Source organism: Nitrosovibrio sp. Nv6 (genome assembly GCF_900110495.1).
Taxonomy (GTDB): Bacteria; Pseudomonadota; Gammaproteobacteria; order Burkholderiales; family Nitrosomonadaceae; genus Nitrosospira.
Genome location: NZ_FODX01000001.1, coordinates 713,124 through 736,522 on the forward strand (window position 1 = coordinate 713,124; position 23,399 = coordinate 736,522).

The 23,399-nt window shown below is 53.0% G+C and carries 21 protein-coding genes and 1 pseudogene; 13 read left to right on the forward strand and 9 right to left on the reverse strand.

Going from position 1 to position 23,399, the window contains the following annotated elements:
* The first annotated feature begins 200 nt into the window (after nucleotides 1–200).
* The 5 genes from BMX66_RS03525 to BMX66_RS03545 all read left to right on the forward strand — a co-directional run bounded on the left by BMX66_RS03525 (nucleotide 201) and on the right by BMX66_RS03545 (nucleotide 4,702).
* Nucleotides 201–389: a hypothetical protein gene (locus BMX66_RS03525; protein WP_090878413.1), complete on the forward strand. Its 189-nt coding sequence runs from the start codon at nucleotides 201–203 to the stop codon at nucleotides 387–389.
* 796 nt (nucleotides 390–1,185) lie between these two features.
* Nucleotides 1,186–1,842, forward strand: coding sequence for a hypothetical protein (locus tag BMX66_RS03530; RefSeq protein WP_090878415.1), 657 nt, complete (start codon nucleotides 1,186–1,188; stop codon nucleotides 1,840–1,842).
* Between the two features lie 104 nt (nucleotides 1,843–1,946).
* On the forward strand, nucleotides 1,947–2,543 hold the full coding sequence (locus BMX66_RS03535; protein WP_090878417.1) for a TetR family transcriptional regulator C-terminal domain-containing protein: 597 nt from the start codon (nucleotides 1,947–1,949) through the stop codon (nucleotides 2,541–2,543).
* A gap of 54 nt (nucleotides 2,544–2,597) precedes the next feature.
* Nucleotides 2,598–2,873, forward strand: a complete 276-nt coding sequence (locus BMX66_RS03540) for a DUF4242 domain-containing protein (RefSeq protein WP_090878419.1) — start codon at nucleotides 2,598–2,600, stop codon at nucleotides 2,871–2,873.
* Between the two features lie 68 nt (nucleotides 2,874–2,941).
* Nucleotides 2,942–4,702: a tetratricopeptide repeat protein gene (locus BMX66_RS03545; protein WP_090878421.1), complete on the forward strand. Its 1,761-nt coding sequence runs from the start codon at nucleotides 2,942–2,944 to the stop codon at nucleotides 4,700–4,702.
* A 175-nt stretch (nucleotides 4,703–4,877) separates the two neighbouring features.
* Here BMX66_RS03545 and BMX66_RS03550 read toward each other — a convergent pair whose 3' ends face one another.
* Nucleotides 4,878–6,002, reverse strand: a complete 1,125-nt coding sequence (locus tag BMX66_RS03550) for an NAD(P)/FAD-dependent oxidoreductase (RefSeq protein ID WP_090878423.1) — start codon at nucleotides 6,000–6,002, stop codon at nucleotides 4,878–4,880.
* Between the two features lie 282 nt (nucleotides 6,003–6,284).
* Here BMX66_RS03550 and BMX66_RS03555 point away from each other — a divergent pair, with 282 nt between their 5' ends.
* The 3 genes from BMX66_RS03555 (at nucleotide 6,285) to BMX66_RS03565 (ending at nucleotide 8,827) form a co-directional block, all read left to right on the forward strand.
* Complete coding sequence (locus BMX66_RS03555) at nucleotides 6,285–6,965, forward strand: dioxygenase family protein (protein WP_090878425.1); 681 nt, start codon at nucleotides 6,285–6,287, stop codon at nucleotides 6,963–6,965.
* 134 nt (nucleotides 6,966–7,099) lie between these two features.
* Nucleotides 7,100–8,098 (forward strand): aminoglycoside phosphotransferase family protein, encoded by a 999-nt coding sequence (locus tag BMX66_RS03560; protein WP_090878428.1) that lies wholly within the window; start codon nucleotides 7,100–7,102, stop codon nucleotides 8,096–8,098.
* Between the two features lie 6 nt (nucleotides 8,099–8,104).
* Nucleotides 8,105–8,827, forward strand: a complete 723-nt coding sequence (locus BMX66_RS03565) for an HAD family hydrolase (RefSeq protein WP_090878430.1) — start codon at nucleotides 8,105–8,107, stop codon at nucleotides 8,825–8,827.
* 154 nt (nucleotides 8,828–8,981) lie between these two features.
* On the opposite strand, the gene BMX66_RS03570 is transcribed toward BMX66_RS03565, so the two are convergent.
* Complete coding sequence (locus BMX66_RS03570) at nucleotides 8,982–9,857, reverse strand: hypothetical protein (protein ID WP_090878432.1); 876 nt, start codon at nucleotides 9,855–9,857, stop codon at nucleotides 8,982–8,984.
* A gap of 399 nt (nucleotides 9,858–10,256) precedes the next feature.
* Here BMX66_RS03570 and BMX66_RS03575 point away from each other — a divergent pair, with 399 nt between their 5' ends.
* The gene (locus BMX66_RS03575; protein WP_255398790.1) at nucleotides 10,257–13,589 is read left to right on the forward strand and encodes a bifunctional diguanylate cyclase/phosphodiesterase; all 3,333 of its coding nucleotides are present in this window, start codon (nucleotides 10,257–10,259) and stop codon (nucleotides 13,587–13,589) included.
* A 25-nt stretch (nucleotides 13,590–13,614) separates the two neighbouring features.
* Here BMX66_RS03575 and BMX66_RS03580 read toward each other — a convergent pair whose 3' ends face one another.
* Nucleotides 13,615–13,800, reverse strand: a complete 186-nt coding sequence (locus BMX66_RS03580; RefSeq protein WP_090879797.1) for a hypothetical protein — start codon at nucleotides 13,798–13,800, stop codon at nucleotides 13,615–13,617.
* Between the two features lie 371 nt (nucleotides 13,801–14,171).
* Between BMX66_RS03580 and BMX66_RS03585 the strand changes: the two genes are divergently transcribed.
* Both BMX66_RS03585 and BMX66_RS03590 read left to right on the forward strand, forming a co-directional pair.
* The gene (locus BMX66_RS03585; protein ID WP_090878436.1) at nucleotides 14,172–14,486 is read left to right on the forward strand and encodes a phage protein NinX family protein; all 315 of its coding nucleotides are present in this window, start codon (nucleotides 14,172–14,174) and stop codon (nucleotides 14,484–14,486) included.
* A gap of 82 nt (nucleotides 14,487–14,568) precedes the next feature.
* Complete coding sequence (locus tag BMX66_RS03590; protein WP_090878438.1) at nucleotides 14,569–16,167, forward strand: phospholipase D-like domain-containing protein; 1,599 nt, start codon at nucleotides 14,569–14,571, stop codon at nucleotides 16,165–16,167.
* A gap of 38 nt (nucleotides 16,168–16,205) precedes the next feature.
* Here BMX66_RS03590 and BMX66_RS03595 read toward each other — a convergent pair whose 3' ends face one another.
* From BMX66_RS03595 to BMX66_RS03615, 5 genes and pseudogenes are all read right to left on the reverse strand, one after another.
* Nucleotides 16,206–16,844, reverse strand: coding sequence for an SRPBCC family protein (locus BMX66_RS03595; protein ID WP_090878440.1), 639 nt, complete (start codon nucleotides 16,842–16,844; stop codon nucleotides 16,206–16,208).
* A gap of 584 nt (nucleotides 16,845–17,428) precedes the next feature.
* Nucleotides 17,429–17,578 carry a hypothetical protein gene (locus BMX66_RS16105; protein ID WP_369826951.1) on the reverse strand — a complete coding sequence of 50 codons (150 nt, stop codon included), beginning with the start codon at nucleotides 17,576–17,578 and terminating at the stop codon, nucleotides 17,429–17,431.
* 119 nt (nucleotides 17,579–17,697) lie between these two features.
* Nucleotides 17,698–18,852 carry an HAF repeat-containing PEP-CTERM protein gene (locus BMX66_RS03605; protein WP_090878444.1) on the reverse strand — a complete coding sequence of 385 codons (1,155 nt, stop codon included), beginning with the start codon at nucleotides 18,850–18,852 and terminating at the stop codon, nucleotides 17,698–17,700.
* Between the two features lie 448 nt (nucleotides 18,853–19,300).
* Nucleotides 19,301–19,678: pseudogene (locus tag BMX66_RS03610) on the reverse strand (transposase); the annotation flags it as partial.
* Nucleotides 19,679–19,708: 30 nt separating this feature from the next.
* Nucleotides 19,709–20,053, reverse strand: coding sequence for a DUF488 domain-containing protein (locus tag BMX66_RS03615; protein WP_090878446.1), 345 nt, complete (start codon nucleotides 20,051–20,053; stop codon nucleotides 19,709–19,711).
* 339 nt (nucleotides 20,054–20,392) lie between these two features.
* Here BMX66_RS03615 and BMX66_RS03625 point away from each other — a divergent pair, with 339 nt between their 5' ends.
* On the forward strand, nucleotides 20,393–20,869 hold the full coding sequence (locus tag BMX66_RS03625) for a CreA family protein (RefSeq protein WP_090878450.1): 477 nt from the start codon (nucleotides 20,393–20,395) through the stop codon (nucleotides 20,867–20,869).
* Nucleotides 20,870–21,279: 410 nt separating this feature from the next.
* Nucleotides 21,280–21,732, forward strand: a complete 453-nt coding sequence (locus tag BMX66_RS03630; RefSeq protein WP_090878454.1) for a CHRD domain-containing protein — start codon at nucleotides 21,280–21,282, stop codon at nucleotides 21,730–21,732.
* Between the two features lie 368 nt (nucleotides 21,733–22,100).
* On the opposite strand, the gene BMX66_RS03635 is transcribed toward BMX66_RS03630, so the two are convergent.
* Nucleotides 22,101–23,324, reverse strand: a complete 1,224-nt coding sequence (locus tag BMX66_RS03635) for a c-type cytochrome (RefSeq protein ID WP_177168743.1) — start codon at nucleotides 23,322–23,324, stop codon at nucleotides 22,101–22,103.
* Nucleotides 23,325–23,399 lie beyond the last annotated feature (75 nt).

Sequence of the window (23,399 nt, forward strand, 5' to 3'; positions counted from 1 at the left end):
TATTGTAAAAGTCCTGTTTTATGCTGACCACCTGGCAAGTGCCGGAATACGGTAGTAAATTTTGGAAGAACTGAAAAATCGTTACCACCTTAAAGAACCGCCTTAAAGAACCCTTGGCCAGCCCTATTGGTACGCGGGAGAGTCGCCGATTGTGCAATAGCTCAGTCTACTTTTTAATTATTCCCTTCAGGGGCTGAAAAATGAAAAAACATCATGATCAAGATGTGTTCGGCATTGCTTTTACCTTGTTCGACCACAGATCGGCGGCTTTTCGGCAAAAAATGGTAAAACATTTCCAGGCGAACAGCCAAACGCATTTGACAAATGTTGAAAAAATACCGGTAAGAAAAAGAGACGAAGCCGCGATATTTTTTAAAGAAAGTGCTTGACCGCCGTGCTTGACCCATAGTCCCAATCCAATCCGGCATTTCTCATTTTTCTGCTATGTTGCTGAGGGGCTGATTCCTAGCAGAAAAGATTATGCTTGATATCCTGGCTTATCGGGCGGTTCCTGATTAGAGAATTAAGATGGACTGCCGCCTCCACACTCGTCTCCCGCTCTCTCTCCTGCCTCCCCCACTTTCATAGCTACGCCACCTCGTGGGCGTCCATGCTCCTTTGCCGTATGTAGCAGCCCGACGAATGCGCTTTCACAAAATTATATTCCCATACCCGGCCCGCGATCCCACCCCTGGTTATCGCTGGATGCCAGCGGCACAGCCGACTTCAGCACCGGCAAGCAAATTCAATAATTAAAAAACGAGCGTGAATCGTACTCGGCTCTGTCTAATATTCCAAGAGGAAGAATGGACTACTCAAATGTTTCACGGGATAATCGAAGTGTCAGGGGGCCGGGGGTGTTATTGGCAGCCGAAAGTTCAAGTGCGTTTTCCCATACCAGTGGATCGAAAGAGGACAACAGAGTACGCGATTATGTTACACGCTTCCGCTGATGACGTGATAATGCGTTTGAGAGCCTGGAAGCTTGCAAGTCCGCGGTACCGTGCGCTGATACGGCCGTTGCATTAATACCATAATCAGAATATGGTTATAAGAAAAGAGGTCATTTGCCTTTGGGCAAAACAACGGCAGTCCAACTTGCCGCTAATCAAATCTGATTTTCCGCTGTATTTGCAAGAACGGAATGCAGTTCCACCCCATATTGTTCCAAAACAGGAGTAGACAATGACCCAACAGCTTTTTTGCTCGGTGCTCTACTTCCGCTACGCGATACTGATGTCTCTGGCATTTTCGCAGGTCACCCATGCCCAACAAACTGAAGCCCTTCAGCTTCATCGCCCCGACAATCACGCGACACAAAAAGAGTCCATCTCCGGGGGCGCGTGTATCGTCCAGACGGGCGCATTCCCGGTCGGCTTCAATGCATATGTCGTGCCGGATGGCGATCATCCATCCTACCCTCCGTTTTGCTCACCGGTCCCAGCCGGCGCCCTGAATCTGGTAATAGATATACTGGCATCAGAATTTCGCGAGATGCCGCTGGCAGTGAGACTGATGAAAATAGAAAACGGGGAAGAACGCGAGGTATTGTCGGTGCCGGCCGTGGAATACACTTCAGGAAACATTCCGCTGGTAGTCAATCTGGAGCCGCTGGGCAGGTATCGTGTGCTGTTGGTTGGCGACGACGCCTCGGGGAATACAGGTAATCTGGTTACTATTCCCCTGGATGTAAGAAAAGCCGGGGATTATGTCCATACCGGCAATGGCGGTACCGGCTGGGGTTTTCTGCTACTGGTGGTAGGCCTTGCGGGACTTGCCGGCGGCTTGATTCACTTCTGGCGCCCCAAGTCGGCAACAACGGGCACCGGCGCATCCAGTTAAACATCGAACGGCGCTCGACCTCTCCCGCCGGCTAATAAATATCCGCCCGATGCTCGCGGTTTTTCTATTTGACAAAACAAGACAACCGGTCGTATTATTAGCACATGCCTAAATCGATAAAGAAAGAAATAAATAGAGAAAATCTATTGAATCAGGGGGTAACCATGCTCATGGGGCAAGGTTACCATGGTACGGGGCTGCAGGAAATTCTGGATGCGGTCAATATTCCCAAGGGCTCTTTTTACAATTACTTTGGCAGCAAAGAAAATTTTGGCGCTGAAGTCATTCAACACTACATCGATCCTTTTATTACACAACTGGCCGCTCATTTGCAGCAATCCGAGACTGATGCGCTTAGTGCAATACAGCTTTACTTCACCGAACTCATTGCCGAGCTTGAAAAGAATCAGTTCAAAGGCGGCTGCTTGCTGGGCAATCTGATGGGAGAAATAGGTGATACAAGCGAGGTTTGCCAGAAATCGCTTCAATCAGCAGTCAACCGTTATCGGAAACTGCTTCAGTCCGGGTTGGCCAAGGCACAACAACAAGGCACTGTGAGGTTGGATAAATCAGCCGAAGACATGGCCGATCTATTGTTGAATAGTTGGCAGGGCGCGCTACTGAGGATGAAAATAGAAAAATCGTCCGCGCCGGTCAAACAGTGTTGTAATCAGTTATTAGGGGAGTTTTTCAGAGCATAATTTTTATCTTGTATAAATACGACCGGTCGTTTTTAAATTAGCGAGGAAATTTGGATGCCTAAATATATTATCGAACGCGATATCCCGGGAGCAGGTTCATTTACCACACCTGATCTACAGATCATTTCCCAGAAATCTTGCGCCATACTGAGTGATATAGGTCCACGAATCCAATGGCTGGAAAGCTATGTGACAGACGACAAAATCTACTGCATCTATATCGCGCCCGACGAAGCCGCCGTCAGAGTGCATGCTGAACAGGGCGGATTTCCTGCTAATCGTATTTCCCGCATCAAATCCGTGATTGACCCGACGACTGCAGAGAATTAACGATTGATCCGAGCAGGAAGAAATATCCGGCTGCTCGTTAAATTAAGTCTTTTTACAGGAGGTGTGTAATGCAATTCCATGCGCTTAATTTCTGGTTGGCAGGGCTGGTGCTCGCTGCCGCAAGTGTCCCCTGCTCATCCGCTCAGCTTGGCGAAGAAGCACCCGCCAAAGAAAAGGCGCTCGTTGAATCCAAACGCTCCGCGGTACACGGAGCCGGCCACAAACATTATGAGGCCTCCGATATGGCAGAGCAGCCAGGACCAGGCGGCCAGCTTGCACCCAGGCTGCAGGATCTCGGTCCTCATACATTCCCGGTCAGCACGCGGAACAAACAAGCACAGCTATTTTTCAACCAGGGACTTAATCTCGCCTACGGTTTCAACCATGCTGAAGCACGGCGCGCTTTCCGGGAAGCCGCAAGGCTCGACACCACGCTGGCGATGGCTTACTGGGGTCAGGCACTCGTGCTGGGCCCCAACATCAACGCGATGATGGAACCAAACGAGGAACCACAGGCTTATGAGATGGTGCAGCAGGCCAGGTTGCTTATGACTAACGCTTCGCCGAGAGAGCAGGCTCTTATCCGCGCCCTCGAAAAACGTTATTCCGGAAAGACCGAGCACCGTATGGCAAACAACAAGGCGTACGCGGACGCAATGCGGGACGTACACCAGCGTTTTCCGGACGATCCCGACATTGCAATGCTTTATGTGGAGTCGATGATGGATCTCCGCCCCTGGGGCTACTGGATGCCTGATGGCCGGCCACATGAGGGAACGGCTGAAATTGTGGCCCTCACAGAGGATGTAATGCGCCGATACCCGACCCATCCTGCCGCGCTGCATATGTACATTCACCTCATCGAACCGACGGCCACGCCCGAGCTCGCCGAGAAGGCAGCAGATACCCTGCTGACTCTGATGCCGGCTGCGGGACACATGATACATATGTCATCGCACATCTATCAACGGGTTGGACGGTATGCGGACGCAATGAAAAGCAACCAGTTGGCAATCGCAGCCGACGAGGATTACATCACGCAGTGCCGCGCCCAGGGGCTGTACCCTATGGCGTACTATCCGCATAACATCCACTTTCTCTGGTTCGCTGCTACGGCAGGGGGCCAAAGCAAAATTGCGATCAAATCAGCGCGAGAGCTTGCCGCCAAGATAGATGATGCAGTGCTGAAAGAGATGCCGCTGACCGCAGTATTCCGGATGGTGCCGTATTGGGCGCTGGCACGGTTCGGGCACTGGGAGGAGATTCTCGAGGAGCCGGCGCCACCAGCCACAAACGCATTTCTGAAGGGCAGCTGGCACCATGTACGCGGTCTGGCATTTGTAGCGACCGGGAAGATCCGCCAGGCCGAGCAGGAACTGGAAGCCCTGCGTGAGATCATGAAAGATCCTTCGCTTGACGGCGCGCTCTTTTCGAAAAATACCCCGCGCACCGTACTGCAGATCGGGCCCGAGGTTCTGGCCGGCGAAATCGCCGCTGCATACGGACAATTCGATTCCGCCATCGCTCACCTCGAACGTGCGGTCCGCCTTGAGGATGCACTGGTTTATACTGAGCCTTTGGAATGGCACTATCCGCCAAGGCTTGCGCTGGGCGCCATCTTGCTTGAGGCCGGACGTCCGGCCGAGGCAGAGACGGTTTACTGGGAAGACCTGCGACGGAATCGCGATAACGGCTGGGCGCTTTATGGGCTGTTGCAGGCATTGCGTGCACAGAAGAAAGAGTACGAATCAGGGCTCATCGAGGCACGTTTCAGGAAATCATGGGCGCGCGCCGACGTGAAACTCAACTCATCTCGCTTCGGACGTTAGCTCGGGTATTTACGGGGTAGCAGGATGATGAGGGCGGCTTATGATTGACTTCGCATCGAGGACAAAGCCTGAAAGTCAAGACTGAAAGCTAAGCCTCAAAACCAAGCCCGCTGCCCCACCCCGGCAAGCAGGATATACGGGGAATAGCGTTTTTTGCCCGCTTTTTTGCTATACCCTACTTGTACTTCGACTCCTGCAGCCACCCATAATGCTGAGCTGCTGTTTTACCATGTCGCGTGGCGTGCGCGCTCACTGCATCGTCATATTCCGCAAAAGCTGCAGTTGACCCGCGTTGCATTTTCCGCTGCATTGCCTCCAGCAGCGCGTGAGCGCCAAGCTGGGCCGATTCAATCGCCCACTCGATTCCCATGCCACTGAGAGGATCTGATGCAAAAGCAGCATCGCCGACGGCAATCCAGCCGTCTCCCGCCGCTCGGTTAAACGTTATGGCGCCAGCCGTACGACCGCATATTGGCGCGATGCTTGTCGTGCCTGACAGTAGAGGAGAGAGCAGACTGGTGCGTTGCAACTCCTGGAAAAAAAAATCCTTCAACGGCACCCGTCGCTGCTTGAGCTCATTACGGTCAATACAAAAACCGGCGAAATAACCACCATCCGCGGCGGGCAAGGCATACCACCAACCGCTACCCGTGGCTTCGATATAGAGGGCATCATGGGATCTCAGCGCTGGCGCACAGGCAGGCTCAGCATGTTGCGCCTGCAGCGATGTCATCAGAGCAATTTGAGAGGATTCGGCCACTGATGACCGGTCGAGAAACGCTGTCGCCGCACGCCCGGTAGCAAGAACTAGAAAACGCGCGCGTATCGAACTCCTTTCCGTATCCGCGTCACCTGAGGAGGCTCCCGTCGAGCGCGTCAGGAGCCGCCATCCATCACCCGTACGTTCAATTTCCACCACCTTGGCGTCCGCAATCATAGATATGCCTGCGGCAGAGGCCAGATTGCGCAGTGCGCCGTCAAAGAGCGGACGCTCTATCGCCACGCCCGGACCCCAAGGATTAAACATGGCGTTAAATGTAACGGGCTTACGCGTATTCCAAAGGGAAACGGTTTCGTGGATTTCTACTCCAGGCGCTGCCTGGCTGAAGAAGTCGGAACAATGTTGTTCAATAAAGCGGCGCGCCCGACCCGACACAAGCTCGATGCCCTCAGTGGCGTAGCCGCCCCAATGCAGGAGGCTGACGCAGGCGCCGCCGCGAGCGAGCATGAGGGCGCATATCGCACCGGCCGGTCCGCCGCCCACGACAATGACATCTGCGTTGGGTCTACTTGTGGACATCGCCCGCCACCTGTGTCACTCCAATACAAACCCCGGATCCAGCTCTTGAGTCTCTCGCCGCCCTGAAAGTAAAAGCAGCGTCGAAATATGAATACCGGGACATGGGGAAAAGCTGATTGCCTGTGCCGGGAATATGAATACCAGGCCCAGCGCATCAGCATCAGTTTAGCTGGTAAATTCGCATATTCTGTACTAATGTAATTTAGTATGGAAGAACTTATAAAGGTGACACATGGGCCGATTGGGAATAAGCCCCGGACATTCTGAAAATGGATCTCGGCCATGAGCGTTGATAATGGACCGCAAAATCGACGCGCGGCGTCGAACCGTCGTACGGTATTAAAGGCATCAGCGGCGTTGCTCGCCGCAGGCTTGTTACCGTCCGCGGCTGTTTTTGCAAAGACCGCGCTGAATCGGACCCAAGACCAGATCCTGGGCCCGTTTTACCCCATCATGAGCAAGCCTGATCGCAGTGGAGACCTGACCCGGGTGCCAGGCGGGTCCGGCCGCGCTAAGGGACAGCCTCTCATTATCACGGGACATCTGCGGGATCCTTCGGGAGAGCCTGTAGCGGGGGCGGAAATTGAAATTTGGCAAGCCAACGCAGCTGGTCGTTATGCCCATCCCGACGATACAAACCCGGCGCCCCTCGATCCCAACTTCCACGGCTTCGGCGCAATAACTACCGGTGCCGATGGCCTCTATCGGTTCAAAACAATAAAGCCGTTACATTATCCCGCAGGAACCATCGGAATCCGCCCAGCGCACATCCATTTCGATGTGAGAGGCCGTCACGACGAACTGGTAACGCAGATGTACTTCGAAGGAGATCCGTACAATGAAAAGGATGCGTTTCTCCAGAGCGCACTCAATCCGGAAGCGCTTATTGTAAAGCTGCGCTCACCGGCGCCGGAGGAGCCTGAGTTTATGGTCGCTGTATTCGATCTCGTAATCAGAGGCTAAACATCGTCTGCAAATCACGGAATCTAACGTCGGCCGGCAGCATAAGGGAAAAGGGAGAAAGGGGAAATTTTTTACGAAGATCCCCCTGAATGCATGACCTTGAGAATTTTCATGGTTACTGCTATCAATAAACCATGGAATACCTCGGCCATCTATCGACGGATGACCCTTTTTATGCATATCTCCGTGACGATATTATTCCCCAGCTGAATGTTAGGGTAGATTCCCCCAACTTTCGGGTTTTCCGGCTCCCGGCTTCCAACAATGTCTACCTATACGAAGAAAAGTACAGCCAGACGCGGATTATCGGGAAATTTTTTGGCGGCGTCCGAGGCCTCGACTCTGAGACAGCCTTGCGCCACATGGAACGGGAGTTCAACAATTTAAACCATCTGCGTGATTTGGGTTTTACCGGCTACCCGCATTATGTTGCGCGGCCACTCGGACGAAACGCAAGCCTTAACAAGGTACTGGTTGAGGAATTCTGTTACGGCGCGCCTCTCATGCATTTCATCGTCGAGGCGATCCGAAAAGGCGCACGGGACGCTCTTTTCCAAAAACTGACCGCATTGGCATATTTTCTCGCCACTCTGCACAACCGCACCGCGCAAGACAGCAAGGTGGACTTCAATAAAGAATGTGAATACTTCGCTCGCATTCTTGAACAATTAACAAATGCCGGAAGAGCTGAATGGGGCGAGGTTCGGGAGTTCCATCGACACAAGGATCGGTGGCGAGGGAAAGCCTGCATGTGGGAAGACCGGCAAGTCCTTGTCCACAGTGATGTGACGCCAGCCAATATCCTCTTTGGAGACGGTCTCTGGGTGATCGTCATCGATCTCGAGCAGATGAAATCTTCAGACAGGGCGTTTGATCTGGGACGTGTAGTCGGCGAACTCCAGCACTTCTTCATGGAGCAAGCCGGTGACAAATGGCTGGCAGAGCCTTTTATCGGGCACTTCCTGTGGGAGTATGCCTGTCATTTTCCGGACCGCGGCGCTGCTTTCGCTGCGATCACCCGGCGTACGCCGTTTTACACTGCGCTCACGCTACTGCGCATCGCGCGCAACACCTGGATTGACGCAAGTTATAGCCGTCAGTTACTGGACGAAGCCAGGAAAACATTGAGGTAAATTATCATGACGATAAAAGGAATAGTGTTCGACCTCTACGGCACGCTGATCGACATCGAGACCGATGAATCAATGGATGAAATCTATCGGACCATTGCGCACTATCTAACCTATCATGGCGTGTACCTGCACCGCTGGGAAGTGCGGGAACGCTATTATCGAATCATGAAACAGCAGAAAGAAGCGAGCGGTGAGGAACACCCCGAAATTGACGTGGAGGCCATATGGAATGAGTTCCTCATACAGGAAGGAATTCGCTCGGATGGTATCCGGGGACAGTTGGCCAAGGTTGTCGCGCACATTTACCGTGGCGTCTCCCGCAATCGCCTTCAGCTGTATCCCGACGTAAAGAGAGTATTGAATGAACTGCAGGCAAGTTACCGTCTCGCGCTTATCTCGGATGCCCAATCCTGCTACGCGCTGCCGGAAATCCGCGCCGTGGGCCTGACCGGTTATTTCAATCCAATCATCATTTCCAGTCACCACGGTTTCAGGAAACCTGATCAAAGGCTTTTCAAAAAAGCGCTCGAGCGCATGGGCCTTGAACCCTCAGAGGTGATCTCCGTAGGTAACGATATGTTCCGGGATACATACGGAGCAAACCTGCTCGGCATAAAGACGATTTTCATTGACTCCAACCAGGGCGCCAAATCTTATGAAGAGGTTGCGCCAAGCTACCGAGTGCAACGGTTTGACGAGATTCTGACGGGGATAGCATCACTGGCATGAAGATATGCAGTTCTTCCTATTACCGATGCGACCGCTTATTGCACCCCACCTTCTCTTTTCGCCCCTCATCCTCGCATGAGGAAGCTGCGGTCGAAGCCGCAGTCGGAGCTGCAGCCGCCCCTTCCATTGCAGCTCCCTGATGGCAATGATCCTTTTATCCGGGATACTTGATCTTCAATCGGTTAACGAAAGGTTCTGACAGTTGAAAATCCCGTTCCCCGGGGATAAAAACCTTGCAGCTATGTTCCGTTCCCTCGTGATTTACCTTGAAGCTTGCGAATATGCCTGCATCCGCTGGCCTTGTGACAGGAATCTGCAAGGTTCCAGGGCTTAACTTATAGCCGGCCGGTAAAGCCCTTTTGGGTGGGGCACCTGCGAATTTCGAGACAGCGCCTCGTGTCAAAAAGGAATACGCAACCTCGGGCTGTGCCTGCGATTGCGCGGGCCCAGCCTTATTCCAATTGACATTCAGCAGAATATCATCGCGTTGTGACGCGTCCGGTGTGGCGGATGTGCCGGGTGTGGCCCAACATGTCAACCCTTGGCGCTTCTTCAGGCAGGTGGCTTGAGCATCGACCACGGATATCCCGAACTCCGGCTTTCGATCTGCAATCTTATGCATGAGAAATTCTGCAGCCTGCGCAGACTCAACCGGTGAATTCCTGGAGCAATAACCGCCTTTCCACTGAGTGAACCGTTCTTCGCTAATGGTATTGGCCAACGGAGTTGGCGCAGTTTCAGGGTCGCCGTCGTCCAGATTGACCAGGCCATACCATAGACCCAGCGATCGATCGCTGCCGAACTTCTGCGTCTGCTTTATCGTATTCATGGCCTGCGGGTAGTTTAAAGAGCACAGCTCGGCGTACATAACGCGGTCTCTAACCCGACCGTCGGTTTTGGAATACTGGTCGTAAAACCCGCTTGCAAGAATCTCACGGCAGGTTTCATCGGCGCCCGCCCGCTCTGACAGAGCGGACAAAACGAGCGACATAGGCAAAATGAAGGCAATAGCGACAATCCGGTTTTTCATGGTGTTCCTCCCGCGGAAGTATGCATTATATAAAAGATGCGCCTCCTGCATAAGGTGTGGCGTTTTAACAGCGCTGCCGGCTACCGCGGCTGTACCCAGCCGTATCTTGAAAATAGACTGTTCCCACGGAGGAATATGGATGATCGCGTTCCCGCAAAGCGCTCCTGGAGGGAAGTCTGTTTCATATATTTCCAAGGCATAGCAGGTATTGTTAGGGATCACACAGACAGCCGTGCCTTCTTATGCTCAACTAGGCTGCGCTGAGCCTGCCATTTTTCCAGTTGGTGATTGGGCATCAAATAGGCAAACCCAACCAAAGCAGGAACACTATCGTCTCTTGAAAACGCTCCATCTTTTTTATATCCGGATGATAAAGTTTCTCTTGCCCTCCACCGTTATATGATGAGTCGCCACCCCTGGCTCATCGTCTTGCTGTACGCCGCCTTTTCAACGCTGTGGATCACGGTTGCGGGCTATCTGATTTCGCTCACCTTTGATGATCCGGTGTTGCGGAGCCGTGCCTATCTGGCAAAGGAACTGATTCTTGTCGCAATCAGTAGTGGCATGTTTTATATGCTACTCAAGTTGGGGCGGGACACGCTTATCCCACCGATTGTCCAGGGATCCGATTCGGGACGCTTCCCTCTGAATCGGCTAGTGCTGATGTTTTTCTCATTGGCAATGGTCGCGCCATTGGTGAGTATCGGCATTGTCAAGGTGTACGGACCGGAGATCGAACGGGGAGCCTACGCGGACCTTCAAACTATTGTTGACCTTAAAGCGGAGCAGCTCGAACTTTGGCTGGCCGAGCGCCACGGTGATGCAGAAGCAATAGTGGTTAGTCAGGCGTTCATCGAACGCGTAGCGAACATGGTGCGTAATAGGGATGAAACACTGCAAGAACCCGTTCGCAACCGGCTGGAAGCCGTTCGGCAAGCCTATAGTTATGAGTCTGTGCTGTTGATGGATACGGCAGGCCTGTCTCTGCTGGCCTTGGGCGAGAAACATGAACTGCCGCCCATTACCGCGGAGTTGTTGCCTGCTGCTTTGCGTACACGCCAGATACAGAGCAGCGATCTGTTCAAGGATGAAAGTGGAGAAGCATGGCTTGATATCGTGGTACCTCTGGTGCCTGACGTGATGGGTGAAGAACCCGTGGCAGTTGTGGTTTTACGTGCGAATCTGGCGCAATTCCTTGTCCCGCTGATCGAGAAATGGCCAGGCGGCAGCCCAAGCGCCGAAACTCTGCTAATACGCAAGGACGGCGAAGTCATTACTTACCTTAACAAATGGCGCCACTCGGCGGGTCCCGCTGTGCGGCGTCAATCGTTGGCTGCAAGAAACGACCTGCCAGGCGCTATTGCGGCGCATGAGGGACGGCGCGGGACAGCGGCTGGAATGGATTATCGCGGTGAGCCGGTCTTTGTTGCTTACCGGCCAGTCGCCGGCACCGACTGGCGCCTCATCACCAAAATTGACCAAAGCGAAGTACTCGCTCAATTGTGGACGCTGGTGTTCTGGGTCAGCGTGGTTATTCTGATCGCGATGGCTGCGGTAAGCATAGCCCTTTTGTTGTTATGGCGCCAGCAGCACCGTGCTCACCAATTGGCTCTCATTGTCCGTACTGCCGAGCAGGACCGTCTCCTCAAGTATTTTTATGAATTGCCATTCATCGGAATGGCAATCACCTCTCCAGACCAAAGGCGCTGGCTGCGTTTCAACAATCAGCTATGCGAGATGCTCGGCTATTCGCGCGAGGAGCTTGCAAAAAAAACCTGGGTTGAAATAATTCATCCCTCGGATATCGAGAAAGACACCGCTGAGTTCGAACGGGTCATGCGCGGCGATTCTGAAGGTTATGGAATGAATCAGCGCTTCGTCCGCGAAAACGGATCAATTGTCCTTGCCAATATCGACGTCAAATGTGTGCGCAGGGACGACGGTAGAGTGGACTACTTTGTCGCCATGATCCGCGACATTACCGAGCAGGAACGCCAAAAAACCGAAATTCTGGCGGCGAGGAGCCAATTGCAGGCCACCCTGGACGCCATCCCCGATCTGCTGTTCGAGCTTGATACGGACGGCTGCGTCCATGCCTGCCACACTGCCCGCCGCACTGATTCACCGGCCGCGCGTCTTGAAGAACTGGTTGGTAAAAAAGTTTCGGACGTCCTTTCTCCCGGCGCGACAGATGTCATCATGTCGGCGCTGCAGGAAGCGCAGGCAAAGGGCCTTTCATCCGGCAGGCAATTGGAACTGGAGCGTTCCGAAGGAGAAGACAAGTTGTGGTTCGAGCTTTCCGTGTCGCGTAAACGCCTCGATCCTGGACTGGAGCCTCGTTTCATCGTTCTTGCACGTGACATTACCGAACGCAAGGCATCCGAACAGCGCATCCTGAATCTTGCACACTATGATTCCCTTACCCGGCTTCCCAATCGCGCGTTATTGGCGGATCGTATGAAAGTCGCCATTAAGCGTGCCGCACGGCAGTCCACCCGTCTCGCTGTCCTTTTCGTGGACCTCGACCGTTTCAAGCCAATCAATGACTCGCTGGGCCATGATATTGGCGACCATTTGCTGAAAGCCGTCGCGGAACGCATGCAAACCTCGGTTCGGAGCGTCGATACGGTAAGCCGGGTAGGAGGCGATGAATTTGTTGTTCTCTTGAGCGAGATCGAAACAACAGAGGACGCCGCACGGGTCGCGGAAAAGCTCATTGCCGGCCTGGCGCATCCTTACTGCATCGAAGAGCACGAACTGCTGCTGACCGCAAGCATCGGTATTTGTATCTATCCGGATAACGGCACTGAACCCAATATCCTGTTACGCAATGCTGACGCCTCTATGTACACAGCCAAGGAAGCCGGCCGCAACCGCTATCAATTCTACTCCGACGACATGACAGCGCGCGCCATCGAACGGCTGAGCCTTGAACGCGATCTGCGAGGTGCGGTTGAGCGGGGTGAAATGTTCCTGGTGTACCAACCGCAGATCGAGCTTGCCACAGAGCGCATTATTGGTGTTGAAGTGCTGATGCGCTGGCGGCATCCGGCGCGTGGGCTAATTTCGCCGGTTCGATTTATTCCCGTCGCCGAGGATACGGGTTTGATTCTCGCGATTGGGGAGTGGGCTTTGCGCGAATCCTGCCGGCAAGCGCAGTTGTGGCGCGACCGTCGATTGCTGGACGGCTGCATCTCAGTCAATGTTTCCGCGGTGCAGTTCCGTCAAACCGATTTCGTGAATACCGTTGCGTACGCGCTCGAGGAATCTGGCTTATTGCCAGCCAGCCTGGAACTGGAACTCACCGAAAGCGTGGTGATGCAGGGGGTGGAGCCCAATCTGGAGAAATTACGGGAACTGGACAGGCTTGGCGTAAAGGTCGCTATCGATGATTTTGGCACCGGCTATTCAAGTCTGTCATATCTCAGGCAATTCACCGTCGACCGATTGAAGATTGATCAGTCCTTCGTTCGCGATTTGCCCGGCAACACCGACGCGGAAGCCATCGCCGCAGCCATTGTCGCAATGGGGCTCAATCTCGGCCTGCGCATTATCGCCGAAGGTGTGGAAACCGAAGCGCAGGCAGAATTTCTGCAAAGCGTCTTATGCAAGGAAGGTCAGGGCTACCTCTATGCCTGGCCGATGATCGCAGATGATTTTGAAGCGTGGGTGGGGGTATGGCGGAATCGCGCCGACGAAAACGATGAGCTGCATTCTCACGGGTCGAAGTGAAATTCCAGCGCTCTCCATGATTTTTTCAGTCCTCCTCCTGCTGTTCGCTGGGCCTCTCCTTTTTGACTGGATTCCGCAGCGTGTAGCCCTCCTCTTTCGCCTTATAGCCCCCATATGCTCCCGCACCTCCCGCTGCGAGCAGCCAGCACCCCGACAAGGCTGGAGTCACCAGTACAAGCATTCCTAAACAGAGTAATGTCTTTGCTTTCATAACCATCCCCCAGAGAACTTGGCAAAACGCCATATTTTTATATGTGCCGAGTACCGGCAATATATATTCATAGTATTGAGCGATATAGCCTGAAGTCTGTGCGGTCGCAAACATTTGTCATGATGCATGCAGGTTATACTGCGGAGAGCATGGAGTACAACAGGCTGCCGCGGCGAGGGTGACGAGAGCAGCGTATGGAGCGTTTTGAAGCCTGGTCCGCTTGAAAAAAATACCCATGATAAACTAAAGGCGATTTTCCGATTCTAAACTGAAAGGAGGCGCCACCGTATTTCCCTTATTCCCCAATTGGTCATGTCAGTCGCGGGCGACCGGAAGCGTTGATGTGACGGAACTATCATAAGGAGAAAATTGTGAAAGTATCCGAGCTTAAAGACGAACTGCTCGATTATTGGGTGGCGAAAGCCAATGGTGCAGCAGAAGTGCACGTTATTGATTCGCACTGTGTCATCAACCATGTCCGCTGGGAACCATCAGTTGATTGGTCTCAGGGAGGGCCTATTATAGAAAGGGAAGGAATAAATCTCAGTCATAGTCTGGAAGCAGGTTCGGAGCACTGTACCGCGTATATGCGATCGGGCAGAAACCGGCAAAAGGGACTCTCCCCTCTGATTGCCGCAATGCGCTGCTATGTCGACTCAAAATTCGGCGAGGAAGTAACAGACTGAACAACAACCCGCACTGCCATTGAAGTTGGAATATATTTTGATGCTTTTTGCTGTGTAATCACGAAAACGTAAAACGAATCATATGGCCAAAGTCAAGCTGACAGAGTATCCGCGTGAAGCAACCCATGCGACGCGCATTCTGGCGGCACAAGCGTTTTCACGCGCGGCAGGCGCCCCGCTCGTACATGGCAACAGCATCCGCCTTCTCAAGGATGCAAGCGAGAATTATCCCGCGTGGCTTGAGGCGATCCGTTCAGCGAAAAAGAATATTCATTTCGAAAACTATATTATTCGCGATGATGATATTGGGCAGCAATTTGCCGATGCGCTTATTACAAAAGCAAAGGAAGGCGTCAGGGTAAGGGTGCTCTACGACTGGCTCGGCTGCCTGACACAAACATCCAACAGCTTCTGGCGGCGGTTGAGTGGCAGTGGCGTCGAGGTGCGCTGCTTCAACCCCTTGCGCTTCGATAGTCCTCTGGCCTGGCTGAGCCGGCTTCATCGTAAATCGCTCAGCGTGGATAATCGCGTCGCCTTTGTCAGCGGATTATGTGTCGGAGAAATGTGGAGAGGTTATCCCAAGCGAGGTATTCCGCCATGGCGTGATACCGGGATTGAGATATGCGGCCCCGTCGTAGCCGATGTGGTGCATTCTTTTTCCCGCGCCTGGGCTGAGACTGGCGGCGAAGTGCCAGCGGATGACCTTCCGGACAGGGGCTCGATCCCCCTCGCGGGTGTTGTCGATTTGAGGGTTTTGGGTAACATTGCCGCCACCGCCGGACTATACCGGCTCGAACAGCTGATTACGGTATTAGCCCAGAAAACGCTCTGGCTCACCGATGCATATTTTGTCGGTACCACCAGCTATATGCAAGCGCTGAGGGGCGCGGCAATGGATGGCGTGGATGTCCGATTACTGGTTCCAGGTTCGAGCGGCGACCTCAAATTCCTGCGGCCGATTTCCCGTACCGGTTATCGCCCCTTGCTGGAAGCCGGCGTGCGCGTATTCGAATGGAATGGGTCCATGTTACATGCAAAGACCGCTGTAGCTGATGGCCGGTGGGCTCGCGTGGGCTCGAGCAACCTCAACATGTCCAGCTGGCTTGGCAATTGGGAACTGGATGTGGTGGTCGAAAATCACGAGTTTGCGCAGGAAATGGAACAAATGTACCTGCAGGATTTGAATAATGCGACTGAAATCGTACTCAGCGAAAAGAACCGTGTTCGTCCGGTAGCGCAGTCCGATTCCGTAGCCGGTTTACGTCGCGGGAATAAGGCGGGCCCCAGGCCAGGAAGTGCCAGCCGATTGACGGCAGGGGCCATTCGCGTGGGCAATACTGTTGGGGCCGCTATTACCAGCCGGCTCGTGCTCGGCGCGGCTGAAGCAAAAATCATGTTGTTTGGCGGTGCTACCTTATTAGGTCTGACTGCGCTTGCATTGCTGCAGCCGCTGCTGATGGTGATCCCTTTCTCCCTGCTCGCCGGCTGGATAGGTGTTTCGCTGTTGATCCAGGCCTACCAGTTGCATAAAACCGGGCAAAAGGATATTGCATCGGATAGCACATCGAATATGGCGCCCAACGAAATGAGGGAAAAGGTAGCCGAGGTTCCCCGTTTGTTACAGCAGTCGGCCTCCGAACCACCGGCTCAAACGCCCCATGACGCCTCAGGCAAGCCTTGAGGCGCGCCGAACGAACTGTCTCCGCGTTACATCGTGCATTATTGACTTGCGACGTTCATCTGCTTTCTTCTGATGATCTCACCTACTATTGCCTGAAATTGATCCTGCGCTTCCCGCTTTATGAACACCTTCGCTATCCCGGGTGGAACCCCAACACCAGGAACAAACACGGCGTGGTAGCTGATGCGCGTTTCATTTCCTTCAGGCAATAGCTGCGTCGTCTCCTCCATTTTGCGCATGCTGCCACTGATCATGCGTTCCTCGATTTTCCTGAAAGGAAGCAAATTTATTTCCCGTACGGACTCGAACGAAAAAGTGAAGAAACCATATTTGGTGACGCCTTTTTGTGAAACATGAACATTGTTGCCTGTTCTGTCAGTGACTTTACTGAACAGAACGCTGGAATTGAACTTGGGTATATTGTCGAAATCAGTCAATACCGCCCATGCCTGCTGGGGCACAACCGGAACAATAAAGTTCGCATCCACAACAATTTGTTCACCGTCATTCTGTATATTGATCGCAATGTTTTTGTCGTGGGGATCCATGACTTGTCTCACAGGATTCAAAGTTGGCGTTTTCTCGCTCCTGGCCTTTTTTTCTTCCTCGGCCAGAACTGGGCCTCCAAGAAACAGATTTAACAGAACAGCGGCGAACGTGATTTGAAGTTTAGTCATCAAGATCGGTTCAAAACCGGATAAAGTGTTGTTTGTGCATGTCGCTGTGTCCTGAAAAAGACAGATTGCGACATGATTTTGATTTCGCAAGCGCAGGCTTCACCGTGCGTCAATCCTGCTGCCCGGCATAGCCCGAGCTGCTCCCACACCGGTTTGGCTGAGTCAATCTTCGTAGTCTACAATAATAAAAACGATGGGCTGAAAAAAGTTACTGGAGAGAACAAATAAGCTATCCGGATCTATAGCATATGATCTGTCGGTTTTTATGCTATTCCGAAGGAGGGTGGACATGAGACGGACGGAATGATTGCGGAAGGCTCGGAAGATGAGATTGAAGAAGGGTATGCAGAAAAAGAGCGTCGCGGAACAAAACGCGCTCATTCCTACGGCGTCCTTGACCCCGACAAACTGGGACCGGAACTGCCAAGGGTAGAAACGTGGGGATGATTTGATGACATTATTGATGACCGAGGACAGTGTTCACTGTGATTCCGTACGCCGGATGGGACGGACTCTGTTGCGACAAGATGGGCCAGGTGCTGCTTGGCCCGTTGTTCGAAACCTGCCCGGCGTCATTGATGCTCCTACGCGCAGCTGGAATTACCGCCTAGAGTGCCAATGTCTTTCATGCCCATCCCACCGGGACTGGTGATGAAAGCATGCGGCTCGGCCTGACTTGTCGTCGATTCCCTACCACTCGGCCGGCAGCGTTGATACAAAGGCCTGCTCTCCACTCCGCCTAACGTACCCAGATCGGTTATGCCCAGACCATCGAGGTCGGTGATGTAGGCAGCAGAGGGATGAGCCTGGCAAAAGCAATCGTCTCCGTGACGACTATAGCTGGATTGTATCCCTAGCTAAAGGCACCAGCATTCATCTTCTTTCCCCGGACCATAAGTCCGACCAGGCCAAGTCCAGCAAGCAGCATGGCATAGGTTTCGGGTTCGGGAATAGGATTGATAGCACGAGCAAAGCCATGGACTAGAACCTGGCCCTTATCATTAATAGCGAAGGCATGCTCTAGAGTAATTCCATCCGGCAGATCCACTAATAAATTGAGATCTATCATTCCCTCGCCATCGGGGCCGGTGACGAAAGCGTGCTGCCGAAAGGGGCTATCTGTGTAGGAATAGCCTACCACCTGCCCGGAATCGTTGATGTCGTATGCGGTGCTCCAATATCCACCTAAAGTGCCGAGCTCGGTCACCCCTACACCATTGGGGCCAGTGATGAATGCACGCTCCCCGGAAACACCGACTACCTGCCCAGCGTCGTTAATACCTTCCGCTATGCTGTGCGTTCGGTCCCATGTGTCCAGGTCGGTCACGCCTATGCCATTAGGGCCAGTGATGAAGGCATAATAATCTCCGTTGGCTGCGTAGGAATGGCCTACCACTTGCCCAGCATCGTTGATGGCATGACCCCCAGAATTTCCTCCATCATGAGGCGTGCCAAGGTCTCTCATGCCTATGCCATTGGGACCGGTGATGAAGGCATGATTCTCTCCTGAGATCGTTTCGGAAAATCCCACAACTTGACCTACGTTGTTAATGTCCGCCGCCTCGTTGTGCATTCCGCCAAAAGTGCCCAGATCGGTCATCCCTATGCCATTAGGCCCGGTGATAAAGGGATGGGTTCCTCCTGTAGTCATGCTGGAAAAGCCCGCTACCTGCCCAGCATCGTTGATGCCCTCGGCCCAACTGGAGGTTCCACCCAGCGTGCCGAGATCGATCATCCCTGCTCCATTGGGGCCGGTGATGAAAGCATGGCCCTCTCCTGTCGCCGTTCCAGCACGTCCAACCACCTGCCCGCTATCGTTCATGTCTACCGGATAAATGAAGCTTCCACCCAAGTTTCCCAATTGGATCCAATCCTTGCTGTTGATGTCAACAATAAAATATACATATGCCGATTGCGCGAACGCGATGGGGGGATATGAACCGAAACCAATGCCAAAAACGACAATCAGGAAAAAGCTGCGGACTTTGAGACAATAGTTAATTATCATTGTTTGCTCCGACAAGAGGGCGTTGAGTATTAAGAGTCTATTGCTTCAAATTAGACCACTACATTTAAGTTGCCGAAGAGGCAGGCTCTTGTGCGGCCTCCCCCATTCGCAAGCCCGGATAGAATATCGACGCGGCAATGATATTAAACCGCGCTTTCTGTTTTTCTTACGCGCCATAAACCCCAAGTCCAACCCTGGGAGCAGCAGCAAGGGTGGAAGTAATGTCTACAATATCAATTTAGATGACCAAAATCGAACAGTCAAGCGATGGGTGCGCCAAGGATGGGGAAGAGGTTGGCTTTGCTCTCTTATTATTAAATCAGCGGCTCATCCCCTAATCTCTACCTCCACCTACCCATACCGCCCATCCTCCCGTCCGGTTCAACAAGCTGCGTGTGAGTTTTGTGGCATCTTCCGAATCGTAGTGTCCGGTTAAAACCCGAACAAATTAGTTGGTTACTAAAGCCACCTGTTCGTGAGTGTTGCTAATGCCCGCGAAGACTTGGTGTAGCTGGGTTTTCTCGAACATAGGGACTGACAGAATCTGAAGCAAAGTGTAAAGCGAGGCACCGATTTACAACTCCTTTTTGACGATGGTAATCAGTATATAGGTGGATTTTCGTCTTTATTGCGTTCTCGCTGTTGCCAATAAAGCGCTTGATGCACAGATGCTGCTTGATCCATTTGAAGAACAACTACACCTGCCCGCGGCTCTTGTACTATGCGGCAATGGTCGAAGCCGACAATGTCGTGTTGTTGGTCAAGAACAACCGTCTTGCCGGACTCCGGATCTTTTGAAACGAATATGCCGCAACGGGTCGGGATGGGTCTCCTCAATGCTATCCCTTCGGAAAGTCTAGCGGCGCAGGAACTCTTGAAGAACGACAGCTTCGTTATGCGCTTCGTCCTTGGCGCCATACACCAGTGTGACCACCCCATTCTTTATTTTTTCCTTGAGCAGTGCGACTTGCTCATCGTTTCCCTTGAGTTCGGCCCGGTAACGCTTCTTGAACTCCACCCACTTATCGGTATCATGACTGAACCACTTTCGGAGTTCGGTGCTGGGGGCGATTTCCTTGAGCCAGAGGTGAACATCGGCTTTTGCCTTTGTCAGACCCCGGGGCCAGAGCCGGTCGACCAGAATGCGCGTCCCATCCTCTTTTTCTGGCGGCTCATAAACCCGTTTTATCCTGATGTTCATTTTTGTCTGCGGCTCTCTCTCAAAGATTTAATGACGGGGATTCGTCGAATTTAGTCATCCTTACTTTGAAGCTTATCGAGAGTTCCGCACTATCGCAATGGCTTTGGAATTTCAAGTAAGCGTGGAATTTCAATCGGTGTTGTACCATGAATCGCTTGCCGCGATTTGCGGGGCTGAACTGCGGGTTTCAAAAAGTGAATTTAGAGCGGGCAGCCCGCATAATAGAAATGGAAAAATGCATATGGGTGAAGACCTCGAAATAGGACATGAACACTACGTCTTTACAGCTCGGCCGTTCGACTCGTCCATATTGGTCGAGAATTTAACAATGGAGGAAGAATGTCGGTAATAAGAGTTACAGCAGGAATACTGGTTATGACAGCGTTCTGCACGATGGCAAAAGCAGAGCTGATCGGTGAAGTGGATACCGCCTTCCGGTGGCTGGGAAAGGATGATCGCGTGGTGATAGAAGCGTATGACGACCCCAAGGTACAGGGAGTGACTTGCTACGTTTCGCGCGCAAAGACCGGAGGCGTCAAAGGCACCGTGGGATTGGCGGAGGATAGAGCGGAAGCATCCATTGCCTGCCGGCAGGTGGCCGAAGTCCAGTTTCTGGAAAAGCTCCCCCGGCAGGAGGACGTGTTTACTGAACGCATGTCGATTCTGTTCAAGCGTCTGCACGTGGTCAGAGTGGTCGATTCCAGGCGCAACACGCTTATCTATCTTACCTATTCCGACAAATTGATAGAAGGAAGTCCCCAAAACAGTATTAGTGCTGTTCCCGTGGCACACCGAACGCCTGTTCCTGTCAAATAGACTGCCTGATAGCAACTTGATAATGGCAGGTGTCAGTTCGCCACTACAAAGCCAGCATGTGTGACCAAACTACTACGAAGCACGACGCCCAACCGTTCCCATCCTGCAAGGCGATGAATGCCGCCACAAGAGAAAACGAAAACCCTTGCGGGCGCCGCCCTTTTCAAAAGACGATCTCCCAACATTTTTTAACAGCGCCGCTGCTTGAAAGACTGTGGACCAAGGTGAATGAGAATCGATAACTTACGTACGCTACCGTACGGACTCATTCTGGAGGGCTAAATAAAATAACAGGAATTGGCTTCACCATCCGCAGGCACGACGACGCAGCTAATAGAAGCGGACGCGGGTGGAACCAGTCAAGGAGCCATCAAAATCCATAATTTATCATTCTGAAGGAGGCAAACTAAATGAGCGCAATTGTTCAAAAATCCAGATTCTCCCTGGCTATCGTTGCATTGATTGCTGGCGCACTGACTCTGGCTGGAGGCGCAGGACTAGCGACTGCGGGTGAAATCAAGGTAAATCTGAGCGGAGACCAGGAAGTGCCGCCCGTCCAAACCTCCGCGACCGGCAGCGGCGCCATAACGGTCGAGGACGATAAATCTGTCAAAGGCAAGATCACCACGTCCGATATAAAAGGCACAGGAGCGCATATTCACGAGGGAGCAGTGGGTAAAAATGGCCCTGATATCATTACGCTCAAAAAGACCGGTGACAATGAGTGGTTGGTTCCAGATGGCGCACAATTGACCGATGCGCAATACGACGCCTTCAAGGCAGGAAACCTGTACGTCAACGTGCATAGCGACGCGCATAAGAGCGGGGAAATACGCGGTCAGTTGAAACGGGTGCTCCACTGAAACTCTGATATAGGCCGTCAGCGCCGCTGGTCCCTCAAGACTGGCGGCGATTCGAATATATTTTCCTAGGCGAGCACATCATGACGAAGTATTATTCTCAAAATCGGCCGAATGGACCGAATGGACCGGGTAAGCCGGACAGGCCCGATGGCCCCGAACCCCATCCCGACCGCTCCCCCGACAGACCTGTGGAAGACCCTCCTCGTCCTATCGATCCTGACAAACCAAGAAGGGATCCGGAGAAACCTGTAGACCCTCGGCCGTATGATCCTGATCCAACGCCAGGTGATCCGATCACAGACCCGGCGGATGAGCCTTTACTATAAAATTCAAAGTTCAAAGGTACGACCGTTGATCCGAATCGTACATCAATGTATGCCTTCCCGGCTCTTGTCGACTTGAGCTGCCGTAATCAGGCTGGCACGATTGCCCCATGCGTTGCGGATATACGATAAAACCAGCGCGACCTCGCCATCATGTAGAGCCTGTGCGAATGGCGGCATGCCGTAAGGACGCGGATTACCCGCGGTAACTGGCGGATAGCCCCCATTGAGAACGCTGCGAATCACGTTAATCGGGGGAGTCATGGTGACAGCGCGATTACCCGCCAGAGGTGGATAGATGCCCGGGGCGCCTTGCCCCGAAGCCCCATGGCAATCCTGACAATATTGTTTGTAGATTCTGGCGCCCTGCCGCAACCAATTCTGCACTTCCTCGGTAAGAGCTGGAGCGTTTGCTCGCGAACGCGGCTTGCTCTCGGGTAATGATTTCAGATAAACGGCCATTGCAAGTGCGTCCTCCCTTGTCAAATGCTGAAGGCTTTGCCCCACGACTTCCGCCATGGGACCCGACATAGTCGCTCGCGACGAGACGCCAGTGACGAGTAACTGCACAATCTCTCCCACCGTCCAGTCGGCCGAGCCTGCTTCCACACTCGAGGTTAACGATGGGGCATACCAGTTCGAGCCCATGATCTGTCCTCCCCCAAGAGTAGCGTCCCCCTCGGCACTTCTCATACCGACAAGAGGATTGCGTTCCGTATGACAAGCACCGCAATGCCCGAGTCCCTGCACCAGGTAAGCGCCGCGGTTCCATTCGTCGCTTTTGTTACGGTCCAGCTGATAAAGGCCGGGCTTGAAATAAATTGCGCGCCAGAGACTCAGCAGTGGCTGCAAATCGTAGGGAAAATTGATCCGACTGGGTGGATTACGCTGGGCGACGGGCGCAAGCGATTGAAGATGGCTAAAAATGGCGTCGGAGTCCTCGCGCGTGACTTTTGTGTATTCTGTATAAGGAAAGGCCGGGTACAAGGGACGACCATCGCGGGACTTGCCCTCGTGCATCGCCTTCCAGAAATCCTCTTCATTCCAGTCGCCGATACCGGTTGCCTTATCGGGCGTGATATTAGTCGTGATAAACGTCCCGAAGGGCGTGGACAGGCTTCGACCACCGGCGTAGGCCGGACCACCTTGAGCTGTATGGCATCCCACGCAATTAGCTGCTCGCGCAAGATAAGCACCCCGGGCGCGCTGCTGCTCCGCGGGTATAATCATTTCAGGCTTTCCTTCCTTTTCTGTGATCGGTGCGCCCATCAATTCAAATGAAAAGCCCGAATCGATTAGAGCCGCCAAAGCTGCCAAACCAAGCAGGCATGTGAGCGTCGCGGC

Excerpts from the sequence above, each read along its gene's own strand:
- BMX66_RS03525 (WP_090878413.1), top strand. The coding sequence starts at position 201 with ATGAAAAAACATCATGATCAAGATGTGTTCGGCATTGCTTTTACCTTG.
- BMX66_RS03530 (WP_090878415.1), top strand. The coding sequence starts at position 1,186 with ATGACCCAACAGCTTTTTTGCTCGGTGCTCTACTTCCGCTACGCGATA.
- BMX66_RS03535 (WP_090878417.1), top strand. The coding sequence starts at position 1,947 with ATGCCTAAATCGATAAAGAAAGAAATAAATAGAGAAAATCTATTGAAT.
- BMX66_RS03540 (WP_090878419.1), top strand. The coding sequence starts at position 2,598 with ATGCCTAAATATATTATCGAACGCGATATCCCGGGAGCAGGTTCATTT.
- BMX66_RS03545 (WP_090878421.1), top strand. The coding sequence starts at position 2,942 with ATGCAATTCCATGCGCTTAATTTCTGGTTGGCAGGGCTGGTGCTCGCT.
- BMX66_RS03550 (WP_090878423.1), bottom strand. The coding sequence starts at position 6,002 with ATGTCCACAAGTAGACCCAACGCAGATGTCATTGTCGTGGGCGGCGGA.
- BMX66_RS03555 (WP_090878425.1), top strand. The coding sequence starts at position 6,285 with ATGAGCGTTGATAATGGACCGCAAAATCGACGCGCGGCGTCGAACCGT.
- BMX66_RS03560 (WP_090878428.1), top strand. The coding sequence starts at position 7,100 with ATGGAATACCTCGGCCATCTATCGACGGATGACCCTTTTTATGCATAT.
- BMX66_RS03565 (WP_090878430.1), top strand. The coding sequence starts at position 8,105 with ATGACGATAAAAGGAATAGTGTTCGACCTCTACGGCACGCTGATCGAC.
- BMX66_RS03570 (WP_090878432.1), bottom strand. The coding sequence starts at position 9,857 with ATGAAAAACCGGATTGTCGCTATTGCCTTCATTTTGCCTATGTCGCTC.
- BMX66_RS03575 (WP_255398790.1), top strand. The coding sequence starts at position 10,257 with ATGATGAGTCGCCACCCCTGGCTCATCGTCTTGCTGTACGCCGCCTTT.
- BMX66_RS03580 (WP_090879797.1), bottom strand. The coding sequence starts at position 13,800 with ATGAAAGCAAAGACATTACTCTGTTTAGGAATGCTTGTACTGGTGACT.
- BMX66_RS03590 (WP_090878438.1), top strand. The coding sequence starts at position 14,569 with ATGGCCAAAGTCAAGCTGACAGAGTATCCGCGTGAAGCAACCCATGCG.
- BMX66_RS03595 (WP_090878440.1), bottom strand. The coding sequence starts at position 16,844 with ATGACTAAACTTCAAATCACGTTCGCCGCTGTTCTGTTAAATCTGTTT.
- BMX66_RS03605 (WP_090878444.1), bottom strand. The coding sequence starts at position 18,852 with ATGATAATTAACTATTGTCTCAAAGTCCGCAGCTTTTTCCTGATTGTC.
- BMX66_RS03615 (WP_090878446.1), bottom strand. The coding sequence starts at position 20,053 with ATGAACATCAGGATAAAACGGGTTTATGAGCCGCCAGAAAAAGAGGAT.
- BMX66_RS03625 (WP_090878450.1), top strand. The coding sequence starts at position 20,393 with ATGTCGGTAATAAGAGTTACAGCAGGAATACTGGTTATGACAGCGTTC.
- BMX66_RS03630 (WP_090878454.1), top strand. The coding sequence starts at position 21,280 with ATGAGCGCAATTGTTCAAAAATCCAGATTCTCCCTGGCTATCGTTGCA.
- BMX66_RS03635 (WP_177168743.1), bottom strand. The coding sequence starts at position 23,324 with ATGGGCGCACCGATCACAGAAAAGGAAGGAAAGCCTGAAATGATTATA.